This window comes from Agrobacterium fabrum str. C58 (assembly GCF_000092025.1).
GTDB classification, from domain to species: domain Bacteria; phylum Pseudomonadota; class Alphaproteobacteria; order Rhizobiales; family Rhizobiaceae; genus Agrobacterium; species Agrobacterium fabrum.
Genome location: NC_003062.2, coordinates 370,988 through 386,892 on the forward strand (window position 1 = coordinate 370,988; position 15,905 = coordinate 386,892).

The 15,905-nt window shown below is 59.2% G+C and carries 16 protein-coding genes and 1 tRNA gene; 10 read left to right on the top strand and 7 right to left on the bottom strand.

Annotated elements, in window-relative coordinates; genetic code table 11:
• Positions 1 to 14 precede the first annotated feature (14 nt).
• Positions 15 to 272: a BQ00720 family protein gene (locus ATU_RS01810; RefSeq protein ID WP_006310223.1), complete on the top strand. Its 258-nt coding sequence runs from the start codon at positions 15 to 17 to the stop codon at positions 270 to 272.
• Between the two features lie 42 nt (positions 273 to 314).
• On the opposite strand, the gene ATU_RS01815 is transcribed toward ATU_RS01810, so the two are convergent.
• Together ATU_RS01815 and ATU_RS01820 are read right to left on the bottom strand one after the other, a co-directional pair.
• Positions 315 to 911 carry an EF-hand domain-containing protein gene (locus ATU_RS01815; protein WP_010970853.1) on the bottom strand — a complete coding sequence of 199 codons (597 nt, stop codon included), beginning with the start codon at positions 909 to 911 and terminating at the stop codon, positions 315 to 317.
• 101 nt (positions 912 to 1,012) lie between these two features.
• Complete coding sequence (locus ATU_RS01820) at positions 1,013 to 1,726, bottom strand: pyrimidine 5'-nucleotidase (protein WP_010970854.1); 714 nt, start codon at positions 1,724 to 1,726, stop codon at positions 1,013 to 1,015.
• 106 nt (positions 1,727 to 1,832) lie between these two features.
• On the opposite strand from ATU_RS01820, the gene ATU_RS01825 reads away from it, so the two are divergent.
• Complete coding sequence (locus ATU_RS01825) at positions 1,833 to 2,750, top strand: DMT family transporter (protein WP_010970855.1); 918 nt, start codon at positions 1,833 to 1,835, stop codon at positions 2,748 to 2,750.
• Positions 2,751 to 2,795: 45 nt separating this feature from the next.
• Here ATU_RS01825 and argB read toward each other — a convergent pair whose 3' ends face one another.
• A complete protein-coding gene (gene argB / locus ATU_RS01830; protein ID WP_006310227.1) occupies positions 2,796 to 3,680 on the bottom strand; it encodes an acetylglutamate kinase in 885 nt (294 codons plus the stop codon).
• A 355-nt stretch (positions 3,681 to 4,035) separates the two neighbouring features.
• On the opposite strand from argB, the gene ATU_RS01835 reads away from it, so the two are divergent.
• Entirely contained in the window at positions 4,036 to 4,413 is a 378-nt protein-coding gene (locus ATU_RS01835; RefSeq protein ID WP_010970857.1) for a hypothetical protein, read from the top strand.
• Between the two features lie 12 nt (positions 4,414 to 4,425).
• Here the strand turns inward: ATU_RS01835 and yihA are convergent, their stop codons facing one another.
• The 4 genes from yihA to rpmH are packed head-to-tail and all read right to left on the bottom strand — an operon-like array spanning position 4,426 to position 7,432.
• Positions 4,426 to 5,079 (bottom strand): ribosome biogenesis GTP-binding protein YihA/YsxC, encoded by a 654-nt coding sequence (gene yihA / locus ATU_RS01840; RefSeq protein ID WP_010970858.1) that lies wholly within the window; start codon positions 5,077 to 5,079, stop codon positions 4,426 to 4,428.
• Entirely contained in the window at positions 5,076 to 6,875 is a 1,800-nt protein-coding gene (gene yidC / locus ATU_RS01845; RefSeq protein WP_006310230.1) for a membrane protein insertase YidC, read from the bottom strand. Before yidC ends, yihA begins: the two co-directional genes overlap by 4 nt.
• On the bottom strand, positions 6,875 to 7,258 hold the full coding sequence (rnpA, locus tag ATU_RS01850) for a ribonuclease P protein component (protein ID WP_010970859.1): 384 nt from the start codon (positions 7,256 to 7,258) through the stop codon (positions 6,875 to 6,877). The genes yidC and rnpA overlap by 1 nt, the downstream gene beginning before the upstream one ends.
• A 36-nt stretch (positions 7,259 to 7,294) precedes the next feature.
• Positions 7,295 to 7,432 (bottom strand): 50S ribosomal protein L34, encoded by a 138-nt coding sequence (gene rpmH, locus ATU_RS01855; protein ID WP_010972613.1) that lies wholly within the window; start codon positions 7,430 to 7,432, stop codon positions 7,295 to 7,297.
• A gap of 351 nt (positions 7,433 to 7,783) precedes the next feature.
• On the opposite strand from rpmH, the gene ATU_RS01860 reads away from it, so the two are divergent.
• The 7 genes from ATU_RS01860 (at position 7,784) to ATU_RS01890 (ending at position 15,896) form a co-directional block, all read left to right on the top strand.
• A complete protein-coding gene (locus ATU_RS01860; protein ID WP_010970861.1) occupies positions 7,784 to 9,832 on the top strand; it encodes a methyl-accepting chemotaxis protein in 2,049 nt (682 codons plus the stop codon).
• Positions 9,833 to 10,083: 251 nt separating this feature from the next.
• Positions 10,084 to 11,502, top strand: a complete 1,419-nt coding sequence (locus tag ATU_RS01865; RefSeq protein ID WP_035256147.1) for a sensor histidine kinase — start codon at positions 10,084 to 10,086, stop codon at positions 11,500 to 11,502.
• A 217-nt stretch (positions 11,503 to 11,719) separates the two neighbouring features.
• Positions 11,720 to 11,796 (top strand) — tRNA-Arg (locus ATU_RS01870).
• A 180-nt stretch (positions 11,797 to 11,976) separates the two neighbouring features.
• Positions 11,977 to 12,789 carry a class I SAM-dependent methyltransferase gene (locus ATU_RS01875; RefSeq protein ID WP_010970863.1) on the top strand — a complete coding sequence of 271 codons (813 nt, stop codon included), beginning with the start codon at positions 11,977 to 11,979 and terminating at the stop codon, positions 12,787 to 12,789.
• 217 nt (positions 12,790 to 13,006) lie between these two features.
• Complete coding sequence (locus tag ATU_RS01880; protein WP_035256149.1) at positions 13,007 to 14,152, top strand: ABC transporter ATP-binding protein; 1,146 nt, start codon at positions 13,007 to 13,009, stop codon at positions 14,150 to 14,152.
• Positions 14,149 to 15,075 carry a carbohydrate ABC transporter permease gene (locus tag ATU_RS01885; protein ID WP_010970865.1) on the top strand — a complete coding sequence of 309 codons (927 nt, stop codon included), beginning with the start codon at positions 14,149 to 14,151 and terminating at the stop codon, positions 15,073 to 15,075. Before ATU_RS01880 ends, ATU_RS01885 begins: the two co-directional genes overlap by 4 nt.
• The gene (locus ATU_RS01890) at positions 15,075 to 15,896 is read left to right on the top strand and encodes a carbohydrate ABC transporter permease (RefSeq protein ID WP_006310642.1); all 822 of its coding nucleotides are present in this window, start codon (positions 15,075 to 15,077) and stop codon (positions 15,894 to 15,896) included. Before ATU_RS01885 ends, ATU_RS01890 begins: the two co-directional genes overlap by 1 nt.
• Positions 15,897 to 15,905 lie beyond the last annotated feature (9 nt).

Here is a 15,905-nt window from a genome sequence, read left to right on the forward strand (position 1 = left end):
AAGGAGGCTGAAATATGCTCTTAAAAGAAGCGCATGCGCGTCTCACCCAGTCCCAGCTCGCCCATATCGGTGAAGGAGAAGTGGGATATATCCGCAAGATCCGTGCGGAAGAAGTAAGCCGCTGTTTCCCGGAAGCACCCGATCTCGATCCGCAGCTGGATCTGTGGGCACTGTTCGGCGCGGATGGTACGCCTATCCTCCTGACAGACAATCGTTCCAGTACCTTTTTCAAGGCGGCGGAAGACGATCTGAAAACCGTCAGTCTCCATTGAAAGAAAAAGCCCGCCGATTGAGCGGGCTTTATATTTGCGGGATCAGAGGAACGGGCGGTCCGGCATATCGTCGATGGAAATAACGCCGTCCTTGTTCCGGTCGAGCCGCTCGAACATCTTTTCGCCGGCGGCCGTGAACTCGGCTTTGCTGACCTGACCGTTCTCGTCGGTATCGGCCCAGCGGATCATTCCCAAGCCGCCACCCTTGCCGCCGTGCCTGCCCCAGCCCTGATGGCCGGAACGGCCTCCGTGGTCGCGCTCTGCGCGTTTGCCCTCGGGGCCCTTGGCCTCATCCGCCTTGGCGTCTTCCCGCTCGGGGCGCGGGTTGGCGGCTCGGAAAGCTTCCATCTTCGCCTTGCGATACTCGCGCATTTCCTTCGGCGTGATCGAGCCGTCCTTGTCCATGTCGATCTCGGTGAAAAGCGCATCCTGGCGGGCGGTGAATTCCTCCTTGGAAATCTTGCCGTCCTTATTGGTATCGGCCACCTTCAAGAGGTGCACGAAAGCCGCTTCCGGCCGGATCGGCATGCGATCCTTGTGGCCTTTTCCGGGCGCGGCGAAACTGGCCGTTGCGGCCGTGCTGAGCACAAGGGCTGCGCCAAGAGCAGAGAGGGCGATTTTGCGTGTGGTCATCGTCATTACCTTTTCTTTGGTGTCCCTGAAGAAAAGATAGTGACGTCGACCAAGGCACACCACTTAAACATCCGTAAGGTGCATGAAGCTTCGGTAATGTTCGCTGCTCAGCGGGCGATGGTTTTCGCCAGGAACCCGGTCAGGTCGTCGGTGATATAGTCGATATGCTCATCCGTCACATCAGGGATTTCCCAGCGTTCCATGATCACGCCCTCAAGGTTCGAAGGCACGAGCAGCACGGTCTTCATCCCAAGCGCCTTGGGAGCCGCAAGATTGCGCGGCAAATCCTCGAACATGGCGGCTTTTTTTGTGTCGAGCTTCGCAAGTGCTGCGAACTTCTCGTAGGTCGCGCTGGCCGGCTTCGGCAGATAGTTGGCGGCGACAATATCGAAGATATCCTCGAAATGATCGAGAATGCCGAGCGCACCTGCTGCGGCCTGCGCATGTTTGACGCTGCCATTGGTCAGAATGAACTTGCGGCCCGGCAGAGCTTTGATCGCTTCGCCGAGTTCCGGATGTGGTTTCAGTGCTGAATAGTCGATGGCATGGGCACGTTCCAGAAACTCGTCCGGGCTGATGCCGTAATTGATCATCAGGCCCTGCAGCGTGGTGCCATGGTCGTGATAATAGCGCTTCTGCAGCACGCGCGCCTCTTCGGGGTCGAGCTTCAGAAGCTCGGCCACATAGGCTGTCATGTTACGATCGATCTGGGAAAACAGATTGACGTGATGCGGATAGAGCGTGTTGTCGAGATCGAAGACCCATTCGCTGACATGGGCGAAATCGGCGGCGTCGGGCAGGTTTTTCGGCTTTGTGTCCATGGGCTGCTTTATGCCTGTTTCGAACGGCGAAGAAAATCGAAAAGACGACGATTGATCGGAAAATCGGGCTTGGCTGCGGCCTTGCGCGCATGATACCGCCAAGGCTATGGAACTCTGGATAGGCATTACTTTCGCAAGCGCGTTCCTGCAGAACCTGCGCTCGACGTTGCAAAAACACCTCAAGGGCATGATGGGCACGACAGGCGCAACCTTTGTGCGCTTCGTGTTCGGTATGCCCTTCGCACTCGCCTATCTTGCATTCCTGCATCTCGGGCTCGGTCGGCCGCTGCCGGTGCCGAACATGTCCTTCGCTGGGTGGGCAACCGTCGGAGCCATGGCGCAGATCGCCGCCACTTTCCTGCTGGTGCATCTGTTCTCTTTCCGCAATTTTGCTGTTGGCACGGCCTATTCCCGCACCGAGCCGGCGCAGGCGGCGCTGTTTGCCCTTATCTTCATCGGCGAAAGCATCACTGGCGGCACATTGGCGGCCATTGCGATTTCAGTCGCCGGCGTCATGCTGATTTCCGTGGCGCGCACGCAAGTGACGCCCGCTTCTTTCCTGACCTCGATTTTCAGCCGGACAGCGGGTATCGGCCTTGCCTCGGGAGCATTCTTCGGCCTGTCCTCGGTTGCCTACCGATCGGCATCGCTGGCGCTTGCGCCGAGCCTGCCTGCCCCGGATGCGATGATGCAGGCGGGCTTCACCCTCGTTGTCGTCATCGTCATGCAGACGGTGTCGATGTTCCTCTGGATCATCTGGCGCGAGAGGGAAGAATTGCCGCGTATCGCCAAGGTCTGGAAACCGTCGCTCGCCGTCGGTTTCGTGGGCGCCACGGCCTCATTCGGCTGGTTCACGGCGATGACCCTGCAGCAGGCCGCGGTGGTGAAGGCGCTGGCGCAGGTGGAGATGTTGTTCGCCTTTGCCTCGACCGTGCTTTTCTTCAAGGAGAAGATCAACCGGCTCGAACTGTCCGGCTGCATGCTGATTGTGGTGGGTGTTCTGTCGCTTCTGGCATTCGGCTGAATGCCGGATATGGCGGACAGGCTTGCCATCCGCCACTGAAATGCATCAGGGCACGATGAGCGTGCCGGCACCTTCCGTGAAGATTTCCAGAAGCACGGAGTGCGGCGTCTTGCCGTTGAGGATCACCACACCCTGCACACCGGCCTTGATGGCATCGATGCAGGTCTCGACCTTCGGGATCATGCCGCCGGAAATCGTGCCGTCCTTGATGAGCGCACGCGCCTCAGACACGGTCAGTTCCTTGATGAGTTCCTTGTTTTTGTCGAGAACACCAGGCACATCCGTGAGGAACAGAAGGCGCGTGGCGTGAAGCGCACCGGCAATGGCGCCGGCGAAAGTATCGGCATTGATGTTGTAGGTGGCGCCGTCACGGCCGGGAGCGACGGGCGCGATGACCGGGATCATCTCCGATTTGGCAAGCAGATCGAGCAAGGTGCGGTCGACTTCCACGACTTCACCGACGAAACCGAGATCGAGCACGCGCTCTATATTGCTGTCGGGATCGATAACGGTCTTTTTCGCCTTTTCCGCGAAGACCATGTTGCCGTCCTTGCCACACAGCCCAATGGCCCATTCGCCTGTCTGGTTGATGAGGGCGACGATTTCCTTGTTGATCGAGCCGGCCAGAACCATTTCAACAATTTCGACTGTCTTGGCATCGGTGACGCGCAGGCCGCCCTCGAATTTCGATTCAATGCCCATCTTCGACAGCATCGCACCGATCTGCGGGCCGCCGCCATGGACGACGATGGGGTTGATGCCGGACTGCTTCAACAGGGCGATATCTTCCGCGAAAGCCTTGCCAAGCGTGGAATCGCCCATGGCGTGACCGCCATATTTCACCACGATTGTCTTGTTTTCGTATTTCTGCATAAAGGGCAAAGCCTGCGCGAGCAGCCGTGCCTGAATTTCGCTTTCGGAAGAAGTCATCGAAAAACCTCGGTCTATGGTGGCGGCCGGAAGAGCCTTTCATCGCTCTACAGCATCGGCGCGAAAATCGGAATCGATTTTTGCGGTGCAGGATGCATGGATTCGACATGTCGCCGCGTTTGCAAGGACAGGCGAATCTCCGCTTTTGACGAATGAAATAACCTCCGGGCCTTATTGTGTCGGCCCATAGTAAAATTCTGTTTTTGGACGGCGTCAGCTGCGTAATAAGATTGACATAAAGCACCAATCGGACCAGCTTTGTTGGAAGCAGGGGAGGGGTTATTCAGCAGGGCGACGGACATGTCGCGCGTCGTGAAACGATGCTGGCCTGAACGACCGAGGAGTTTGAAGACCCATGACGGCACCGGATCGAGACAAGCAGAGCGGTTTGCGGGACGAAGTGCTCGCCGGCGAATATGTGCTGGGTGCCCTGCCGCCGGAAAGCATGGCGGAGCTTACAAAGCGCGTGAAGCGCGATCGCCAATTTGCCGCCATGGTCAGGCGCTGGCGGGAAAATCTCGCCGAAACGGAATATCGGGAAAAAGCGACGATGGCCGTTTTGCTTGAAAGGGACCCGGCCAGACCCGGCCTGCCTTTCAGAAGTCAGCCGCTGCGCGGCGGCAGCGTGTTCGCCGCCATGTTTTCGGAAGTCTGGAATTCCGTGCGCTTCTGGCGGCTTCTGGCGCTGACGGCGATGCTCTGGACCGCCGTTCTGCTTTTCACCATCGCCTGACGCGAAAACGCTTTAGAGCAAAACCGTTCTGACGATCTCAGCCCGCAGATCGTCCAGCCCGAAGGATTTTTCCGACGAGGTGGCAAGAACTTCGGGATAGGCAGCGGGACGCTTGCGGATTTTCTCCAGCGTTTCGCCAATCAGCCGGGGAACGCCAACGTCCTTGATCTTGTCCGTCTTCGTCAGCACGACCTGATAGGACACGGCCGCCTTGTCGAGCAGGCTCAGGACCTCTTCGTCGTTCTTCTTGATGCCATGGCGGGAATCGATCAGCACGTAAACGCGCTTCAGCGTCGCGCGGCCACGCAGATAATCGAAGACAAGTTTCGTCCAGGCATCGACATGATCCTTGGGTGCCTGCGCATAACCGTAACCCGGCATGTCGACCAGCGCCATCGGCGGCAGGTCGCCCGGCTCGCCGGAATAACCTTCGGGAACGAAATAGTTCAGTTCCTGGGTGCGTCCGGGGGTGTTGGAGGTGCGTGCAAGTCCCTTGTGACCCACCAATGCGTTGATGAGCGAGGACTTGCCGACGTTCGAGCGACCGGCAAATGCAATCTCCGGCGGGCCCTCAGGCGGCAGGAATTTCATCGCGGGAACGCCGCGAATGAAAATCCAGGGTCGCCCGAACAGGGGCTTTTCGGTTGCCGTGCCGGTCTCACTCATTTCGATTGCACCGGCTTTCGTTTGAACAGCCCTTTTATATTATCGAACAGTTCGATCTTGGCGCCGTGACGCTTCATGATGAGGGCCTGCTGGCTGATGGAGAGCGTGTTGTTCCACGCCCAGTAGATGACCAGACCAGCCGGGAAGGAGGCCAGCATGAAGGTGAAGATCAGCGGCATCCAGGTGAAGATCATCGCCTGTGTCGGATCGGGCGGCGTCGGGTTCATGCGCATCTGCAGGAACATCGTGATGCCCATGACGAGCGGCCAGACGCCGATCATCAGGAAATGCGGCACGTCGTAGGGCAGAAGGCCGAACAGATTGAACAGCGAGGTCGGATCGGGCGCGGAAAGGTCGTGAATCCAGCCGAAGAACGGTGCATGCCGCATTTCGATGGTGACATAGATGACCTTGTAGAGCGCGAAGAAGACCGGAATCTGCAGCAGCATCGGCCAGCAACCGGCAACCGGGTTGATCTTCTCTTCCTTGTAGAGCTGCATCATCGCCTGCTGCATGGCCATACGGTCATCGCCATGTTTGGCCTTCAGCTCTTCCATCTTCGGCTGCATGCGCTTCATGTTCGCCATGGATGCGTATTGCTTGCTGGCGAGCGGGAAGAAGAGCGCCTTGACGACAATGGTTGTGAGCAGGATGGCCACGCCGAAATTGCCAAAATAACGGAAGAAGAAGTCCATCATTTTGAACATCGGCTTGGTGATGAAGTAGAACCAGCCCCAGTCGATCAGAAGGTCGAACTTCGGAACGGAATATTCGGTCTCGTAACGATCGACCAGCGGCACTTCCTTGGCACCGGCGAAGACGAGGCTCTTCAGTTCGATGGACTGGCCGGCTTCGACCGTCATCGAGTCGCTCTTGAAATCGGCCTGATAGCTCGGCTGATTGCCGGTGATGTGGGAATAGCGGGTTTCGAACGGCGTCGTCTGCGGCGGAACAATGGCCGCGGCCCAATATTTGTCGGTGATGCCGAGCCAGCCGCCGGTCGCCTTGGCAACCGTTACCGGCTCCTCTTCGACGTCTTTATATTTCTTTTCCGTCAGGCTGCCGTCCTTGCCGGAAACGCCAAGAAAACCCTCATGAATAACGAATACAGGGGGAATTACCGGCTTGTTGTTGCGCGTCACGCGGCCGTAGGTCGCGAAGGAAATCGCCGCCTGACCGGGGTTCTCGACCTTGTCGGCGATCGAGAGCATGTAATGCTCGTCGATCGAAACCGTACGCGAGAAAACGACACCCTTGGAATTGGTGTAGGTCAGGGTGACCGGGGTGGTTTCCGTCAGCTTGTCGCCGCTTGCAAGCGTCCAGACGGTCGTCGGACCGGGAACGCCGCCGACTTCCTGTGCTGCAACGTAACCGAGTTCGGTGAAGTAACCGTCCTTGGTGTCGGCAGGCGAAAACAGCGTGATGATCGGGCTCGAGTCATCGACGGTCTCATGATAGCCCTTGAGCCGGATGTCATCGAAACGGGCGCCGGTCAGGTTGATCGAGCCGGCAATGGCGTTGGTGTCGATAGCAACGCGCTGGGTCCTGGCGATCGCTTCTTCCCGTGTCGCCGTGGCGGCGGCCTGCGTGGAGGAGGCGGGCGGTGCACCTTCGACGGTCGCGCCGGGTGCGGCACCCGGTGCCGGCTGTTGCTGCGTCGTCTGCTGCTGCGCCTGGCGGGCCTCTTCGGCGCGGCGCTGCTGCTCGATGCGCGGATTCATGTAAAGGAATTGCCAGGCGAGGACGATGACAACCGAAAGGGCTATCGCGATGAAGTAATTGCGGTTCTTTTCCATCATTCTTTCCTGGAGCGGGTCTCCTGGGACCGTTTCGGTTTCGCCGTTCCTTCAATGCGCTCGATAAGGAGAGACTGAAGTTTCGGGAAGGCGGTATCGAGTACGTCCCTGCGGGCGACAATCACATAGTCATGACCGGGCTTCATTGCGACCCCGGCAGAAAGCCTGACGGCTTCCTTGAGACGGCGGCGCATGCGATTTCGCTCGACCGCGTTGCCTTGTCTTTTTGTTACGGTAAAACCGACGCGAGGCTCGGTTTCCGGGGCTCTCCGGTCAAGCACTTCCACAAGAAAGGTGCTTCCCCGCCGTTTTTCCCCCGCCTGAACGGCAAGAAACTCCGACCGGTTTTTAAGCCGGCCGGGTTGTTTTTTAGTCTCGCTCATGTGCCCGCGACTTTCATCGGGCCACAGGCTCGGCAATTAAGCCGACAGACGTGCGCGGCCGCGCGCACGGCGGGCTGCGAGAACCTTGCGGCCGCCGGCAGTAGCCATGCGGGCACGGAAACCATGACGACGCTTGCGAACAAGCTTGGACGGTTGGAAAGTACGCTTAGACATTTATTTAATACCGCGGTGTGCGGCCCTTCTTGAATTTGCAATTATTTGCAACAGCGTTTCGTTTTTTGCACGGCTAACCCCGCCTGGGCGAGCTTTCTATGGCCGAGCGTGCGCGGCTTATAAGGGCATAGGCCGAGCAAAGTCAATTGCCGGAGGGGTTTTAGCACTTCACCTTTTGCGGAAAAGCGCATGAGGTTCGCTTCCTCGGCGGGTCGTGCGCACGCATTTCCATGCGTAACCGATAAAATACGAAATTCTTTCTTAACGCGGCATTGATAAATCTTGTGACGCGAAAAGTTATGCCAGCGTCCCATTTTCATCTTGGCGCTGGTTTTTGTTGGGGGAACGAAATTGAGAATTCGCGGTCGTATCAATCTACTTGTCGGGCTGATGAGCCTTGTGGCCTGTACCATCGGTGGACTGTCCATCTATGCGGTCAGCGAATTCCGGGTCCGCACGGTCGAATATGAAAAGGCGGCGGAGCGCGCCTATAAGGGCGAGGCGCTCAACCGCTTGGTTACCGCGGTCGTGATGGAGGCGCGCGGGGTCTATGCCGCTGCCGATATCGAAAAGGCGGCGCCCTTTGCGGACGGCATCGTCAAGAACCTCGATGCCATGGAGAAGCTGATCGCCACATGGACCCCTCTCGTTCCGGCGGAACAGAAGGCAACCTTCGATAATCTCTCCAGCCGCTTCAAGGAGTTCAAGACCTTCCGCCTTGAGACCGCGCGGCTTGCCCGTGAAGCTGGCCCGCAGGCGGCCAACCAGCAGGGCAACAACGAGGCGAACCGGGCCAACCGCAAAGCCTATCAGGCGGAAATCGACGCCGTCGTGAAGAACGACATTGCCGAGCTTGAGGCCGTCAAGGCCGGCATCGACGGTTTTGTAACGACAACATTCTGGCTGGTCATCACCGTCACCGGCAGTGGCATATTGGCCGGCGCGGCCTTCGGTCTTTATATTGGAGCACGGCAATTGAGTGCGCCGATCCGCAGGGTTTCGGAAGTGATGAACGCCGTGGCTGACGGAAATCTGGACGCGGATGTGCCCTATCTCGGCCAGAACGACGAGATCGGTGAAATGGCGGCGGCTGTTGAAGTCTTCAAAAAGAACGGCCGCGAAGTACGCCGCATGAACGCTCAGGAAACAGCCATGCGCGCCAAGAGCGACGATCTTCAGGCCGGCATGGCTGTTGTCGTCGATGCTGCGGCAGGGGGTGATTTCAGCCGCCGTATCAACAAGGATTATGGCGACGACAACCTCAACCGTTTCGCAACAACGATCAATGCATTGCTCATCGGGGTAGACAACGGCGTCTCCGAGACCAGCCGCGTCATCGAAGGTCTGGCGCGTGGTGACCTGACAGAAAAGATGGACGGCGACTTCCGCGGCGTCTTCGCCGAACTCAAGGAGAACGTCAACCAGACGCTGACCAAGCTGCGGGAAACGATGCGTGAAGTGCGCGGCAGCACGGAAGGCATCAGCGGCAACGCCAACGAGCTGCGCTCGGCCGCCGACGACCTGTCGAAGCGGACGGAACAGCAGGCCGCCGCACTGGAGGAAACCTCCGCCGCGCTGGACGAAATCACCGCCGTTGTGCGTAATTCCACCGATCGTGCGCAGGAAGCCAGCGCCATGGTTGCCGAAACCAAACAGAAGACGGAAGAATCCGCCAGTGTCGTGCGTGATGCCGTCTCCGCCATGGATCGCATCGAGCACGCCTCGCGCGAAATCAGCCAGATCATCAACGTAATCGATGAGATCGCCTTCCAGACCAACCTGCTGGCGCTGAATGCCGGTGTGGAAGCGGCGCGTGCGGGCGAGGCTGGCAAGGGCTTTGCCGTCGTCGCCCAGGAAGTGCGCGAACTGGCGCAGCGTTCCGCAACCGCGGCGAAGGACATCAAGGCGCTGATCACCAAATCCGGCGAGGAGGTTGGCCGCGGTGTGTCGCTGGTGCAGAGAACGGGCAGCGCGTTGAGCGAGATCGAGACCCGCGTTCTCGCCATCAACGAGCATATCCATTCGATCGCCACGGCCGCCAGGGAGCAGTCCACCGGTCTGCACGAGGTGAATACTGCCATCAACCAGATGGACGAGGTGACGCAGCGCAACGCCGCCATGGTGGAGGAGACCTCGGCCGCGACCCATAAGCTGAGCAGCGAGGCGGACCATCTCGTAACACTGGTGACGCGCTTCAATGTCGGCACCGAGACGGCGCAGCGCAGCCATCGTATCGAGCAATCTTTACGGCCGATGACGGCATCCACCGGGCCGGTTGCCGTCTCCGGCAGGACGGCGGCCGTGTCGTCTCCGGCGCGTAAGCTGATGAACAGCGTCAGCCGTGCGCTCAATGCCCAGCCCGCCGCAGCCCCGGCGCATGGCGACTGGCAGGAATTCTAGACGACCTACCGTTTTGCCTCAAACCGGCTTAGCCTCAAGCGCCGCCCCTTTTCGGGCGGCGTTCGTTTTTCCGGCACTGAAGACGTTTGTTTTGCAGCGCATTGGAAAAATATCCATTAGGTCCTATTATCGTTGCTGCATATAAACCGAGCCGTTCCACGCAAGCAGCGGCGCGCATACAGGATCATGGCCCGGTGTTTTCTAAAGGCGTAGACAGCTTGGACCGCACGCAAGACGATCCGGTGCATTGCATGCCGGGATTGACCGCCGGCCTTTCCGGGCGGCTGCTGCTGCTGACCGTGATTTTCGTGATGATCGCCGAGGTGCTGATCTTCGTGCCATCGGTTGCCAATATGCGTCTTTCCTGGCTGCGTGACCGTCTGAACACGGCCGCCGCTGCCGGTGCTGTCATCGATGGCCTGCAGGCCGAACTGCCGCGAAGCGTGCAGAACGACACGCTGATGGCAACCGGAGCGAAGCTAATCGCCCTGCGCAAGGATGGTACGTCGCGCCTGCTGGCCGTAGCGGAAACGCCGCCCGGCGTCGACGAGCAATATGATCTTTCCGATGTTTCGCAGGCGGCGGCGGTGCGGGACGCCTTTTCCACCCTGCTGTTCGGCGGCAACCGCGTCATCCGCGTCTTCGATGTGGTGGGAGACAGCGACACGATCATCGAGCTCGTACTGGGCGAAAACAAGCTGCGGGCGGCGATGCTTGCCTATGCTCGCAACGTTTTCCTGATTTCCATCGTCCTGTCGCTGGTCACCGCGGGCCTGATCTTCATCTCCATCAACCGCATCATGATCCGGCCGATACGCCGGCTGACGCTCGGCATGCAGAATTTTTCGGAAGATCCGGGCAATCCCGAGCGGATTTTCGTGCCGGAGGAGGGAACCGACGAACTGTCGGTTGCGGGCCGCCATCTCGCCGACATGCAGACGGAACTGCAGAAAACGCTGCGGCAGCAGAAGAACCTTGTGGATCTTGGCCTTGCCGTGTCGAAGATCAACCATGACATGCGCAATATCCTCTCCTCCGCCCAGCTCATGTCAGACCGTCTGGTCGATGCCAAGGACCCGATGGTCAGGAGCTTCGCGCCGAAACTGCTGCGCACCATCGACCGTGCCGTGGCCTATACGGGTGAGGTTCTGGCCTATGGTCAGGCGACGGAGGGGGCGCCAAAACGCAAGATAGTGCCATTGAGCCTGCTGGTGCGGGATGTGCGCGATATTCTGGCCCTCGATCCCGATAGCGGCATCGAGTTTCACGACAGCGTCCCCCCCGATCTGACGGTGGATGCGGATTCCGAACAGCTTTTCCGGGTGATCCACAATCTCTGTCGCAATGCCGTCCAGGCCCTGCAATCCGACGTGGCGAATTCGGCACCAAGGCATCTTTCCATCTCGGCCCAGAGGGCCGGCAGCGTCGTCAGCATCGTCATAGACGACAATGGGCCGGGAATGCCGCGCAAGGCCAAGGAGAACCTGTTCTCCGCTTTCAGGGGATCGGCCCGTTCCGGCGGCACGGGCCTCGGGCTGGTCATTGCCCGTGAACTTGTGCTTGCCCACGGCGGTACGATCGCGCTTGTCGAAAAGCCCGGTCCCGGCACGCAGTTCCGTATCGAAATCGCCGACCGCGCCGCCTCCATACAGGCAGCCAGAACCGCCTGAAAAACCCGCCCGGCTGCAGGTTCGGAAAGCCATTATCTCCGGCGGAATCAAGGCCCGATCAGGCCCGCGAAAAACAGCTTGGATGGAATTTACAATATAATCAATGTGATACGCGAATTGCTGCGGAAAAATGACAATTTCGAAACGAAATCGCTTGCATTCGGAATGAGGACGTTTTAGAGGATCGCCACGCCACCGGAAACGACCGGAACGGCACGCACCCGTAGCTCAGCTGGATAGAGCACCAGACTACGAATCTGGGGGTCAGGAGTTCGAATCTCTTCGGGTGCGCCATTTCTTTTCCCTTAAAAACAGTTTCCGAGACGTGTCGCTGGTTGTGGCGACCGCCTATCGGTGTCTTCAAATGCTGCTCCGCCTGCGTTGATGTCGAAGCCCCGTAAGGCCGAATGAATTCCGATCATCCCGAATATATGTTAAAGTCTTCCGCTCATCAGATGGCCCGGAGTGAAAGCCATGTTGGAAGCGGACAAGGTGTTTGCGGGTTCGATTCCGGAGAATTACGACCGCTATATGGTGCCGTTGATCTTTGCGCCATTCGCTGCTGATCTGGCGCGGCGCGCGGCTGCCTTGATGCCGATTGACGTTCTGGAAATCGCCGCGGGCACCGGGGCCGTCACGCGGGAAATGATTCCCCGATTATTGCCAGCGGCACATTACGTGGTGACCGACCTCAATCAGCCGATGCTCGATTTTGCAGCAGCGCAACAGGCACCCGACAACCGCATAAAATGGCGACAGGCGGATGCTCAGCTTCTGCCTTTTGAAAATGCTGTTTTCGATCTGGTTTTCTGTCAGTTCGGTGCAATGTTCTTTAACGATCGCCTGTCCGCCTATCGTGAGGCAAAGCGGGTGTTGAAGCCCGGCGGGCACTATTTATTCAACGTATGGGATCGCATCGAGGAAAATCACTTCGCGGATGATGTGACGAACGCCCTTGCCGGGCTTTTCCCCGATGATCCCCCGCGCTTCATGGCCCGCACCCCACACGGTTATCATGATACGGTGTTGATACGCCGCGAGTTGGAGAATGCCGGTTTTTCCCGTGTGACCGTCGAGACGGTGGCGGCGCAAAGCCGCGCCCCGTCACCGCGCATTCCGGCCGTCGCCTATTGTCAGGGAACGGTTCTGCGGACGGAAATAGAGGCGAGGGCACCGGGGAAGCTCAATGCAGCGACTGATTGTGCCGCTGCCGCGATTGAAGCCCGGCATGGTAAGGGCGAGGTGGCAGCCAAGATTAAGGCTCATGTGATTCTCGCCGCCGTGTAGATCGGAGCCACCGACCCGGTTTTCCAGCCGATGGAGGCGTGCTGAAAACACGTCGGAATATCCCCCTAAATATTAGTGGCTTTAGGTGGAGGTCTATACCGTAACGTTTTCCGATTGCCCGAGATTATCGGGCTTTCGAGTGTCATAGAACTTTCCCCAAACCTTCGTCATATTGTCATACAATATAAGCATATGCGCTCCAGAAAAGGAGCGCAGAATGACGCCACAATCACTTGAACTTTCAGGAATCGGCAAGGGCTTCGGGGCTGACGATGTTCTGAAAGAGATCGATCTTTCCATTCGCCCAGGGGAATTCCTGTCGCTCGTCGGCATGTCTGGTTGCGGCAAGTCCACGCTGCTGCGCATCATTGCGGGCCTGGAATCGCCGGATCGCGGTTCGGTTTCGATCGGCGGGCAGGATGTGACGGAGATCGATCCGAGCGATCGCAATCTGGCGATGGTGTTCCAGTCCTATGCGCTTTATCCGCATATGAGCGTGCGCCAGAACATTGCGACGCCGCTGCGCATGCGGCGCCTGCCTTTCGCTGCCCGCCTGCCGCTGATCGGCCGGTTTGCAGCGCCCGCGGAAACGTTGAAGCAGATTGATGCCGCTGTCGAACAGGCTGCCGAGACGCTGCAGATCGCGCATCTGCTGGATCGCAAGCCGGCGCAGCTTTCCGGTGGCCAGCGCCAGCGTGTGGCGCTTGCCCGGGCACTGGTACGCTCGCCCGCAGCCTTCCTGATGGATGAGCCGCTTTCTAACCTCGATGCCAAGCTCCGCGCCCATATGCGCGAGGAACTGGCGGGCCTGCACCGCCGGCTTGGCGCGACCTTCATCTATGTCACCCATGACCAGATCGAAGCCATGACCATGTCTGACCGCATTGCGCTGATGTCGGAAGGCCGCATCGAACAGCTCGGTACGCCGGACGAGCTTTACCGTAAGCCCGCGACACTGACCGTCGCACGGTTTATCGGCACGCCATCGATCAACCTGCTGCCGGTCGAAATCGATGCGCAGGGCAGGATCACGGCTTTTGGACGCGATCTTGGCATCGAGGGTGCGGGCCGTGATGCCGGCCCGGCGACGCTCGGCCTTCGCGCCGAGGACCTGCGGCCGGGCGAAGAAGGTTTCACCGTCCGTGTGGTGCGCAGCGAAACCCACGGTGCCGACCGCTTCGTGAGCTGCCGCCTGCTGAGCGATGAGACCGTCTCCATGACCCTGCGTCAAGGCGCGGATGAGGTGCTGGGCGCCGATGCAGATGGCATGATGAACCTGGGCTTTGCACCGGAACGCGCGCATCTTTTCGCGGCCGATGGCCTGCGCCGCAAGGTGACGGTGCGTGAGCGGGTGCCGGCATGACGGTTGTCGATATCTCTACGCCCCTGCGTGCCAAGTCTCGCTTGCGCCCGCCGAAGGCGGACCGGCGGATGATGTGGCGCGGCCTGATGTTTGCAGCGCCCGCAGGCCTGCTGCTGCTGGCCATCTATATCGTTCCGATGTTCGTTCTTGCCGGTTTTTCCGTCACGGATTACCGGCTTGGGGCGCTCTCCACCCGCTTCATTGGCCTCGGCAATTTCGTGAAGGCGTTTCAGGATCCGGTTTTCCTGCGCGCGCTGGCGAACACCGCCCTCTATGCGATCATCGTCATTCCCTTCGGCGTGTTTCTCGCGCTCGGGGTGGCTCTGCTGGTCTATAACCGCAAGCGCAGCCGCACCTTTTGGGAAGTGGCCTATTTCCTTCCCGTCACCGCAACCCTCGTCGCCATGGCGACCGTGTGGCAGTTTCTCCTGCACCCTTCGCTTGGTCCCGTGAACGCGGCGATCAAATGGCTGGGTTTCGAGCCCGTCGCTTTTCTCTCCAATCCCGTTCTCCTCATCCCCACCATGGCGTTGATGGGCATCTGGCAGGTTCTGGGCTTCAACATGGTGCTCTTCCTCGCCGGCCTCACCGCCATCTCGAAGGATCTGCACGAGGCGGCGCGGCTCGATGGTGCAAAGAACCCGGTTGACCGGTTCCTGACGGTGACATGGCCGATGCTCGGACCGACCACCATGTTCGTGGTCGTCACCACCTCCATCTCTGCCTTCAAGGTGTTTGAGACGGTCGCCGTGCTGACCAAGGGCCGCTCCGGGTCGGAAACACTGCTGTTCGATCTTTATCTCGAAGGTTTCGAATATTCCAACACCGGTTATGCCGCCGCGCTGACGATTATCTTCCTCGTCATCGTGCTGATCCTGTCGATTGGCCAGACGCTGCATATGGACCGGAAGGTGCATTACTGATGGCCGTATTCCGCAAATATTTCCCGCATCTCGTCCTTGCGCTGGGCGCTTTCGTGATGCTCCTGCCGTTCTATTGGATGGCGCTGACGTCTATCCGCTCGCCGGCGGAAATATTCGACGTCTCGCTCTGGCCCATTCCGCAGAAATTCGACGCGGCCGACAATTACGCCCGGGCGGCAGGTCAGGTGCCGATGGCACGCTTCATGCTGAACGGCGTCATCGTCTGCGTCGGCATTCTCGTCGTGCAAATCCTCACATCGGTTCCGGCGGCCTATGCTCTGGCAAAACTCCGCTTCCCGGGACGCAAGCTGCTGCTGGGTCTCGTCATCGCAGCGCTCTGCGTGCCCATCCAGGCGCTGGCGTTGCCGCTCTTCGTCGGTCTGGCCAAGACGCAGCTTTTGAATACTTATTTCGCGATGATGATGCCGTTCTTTCTTTCGGTCTTCGCCATCTTCCTGTTCAACCAGTCCTTCCGCAGCTACCCCGATGAAATCATCGAGGCTGCCCGTATGGATGGTTTCTCGGAAATGGAGATTTGCTGGGGGCTGGTGCTTCGCGGCTCTTTGCCGTCGCTTGCGGCTTTCTCGATCTTTTCGCTCGTTGCCCACTGGAACGATCTCTACTGGCCGATGATCGTCATCTCCGACACCAATCTCGCCCCGCCGCCGCTTGGCATGATGCTTTTCGCCGATGTCGAATCCGGCGCGAATTACGGTGCGCTGATGGCGGGCGCCACACTGATTACCGCGCCGATGGTGCTGTGCTTCCTCCTCGCACGGCGGCACTTCATCGCCGGTATTACCATGACCGGCGTCAAGTGATGCCGTTCA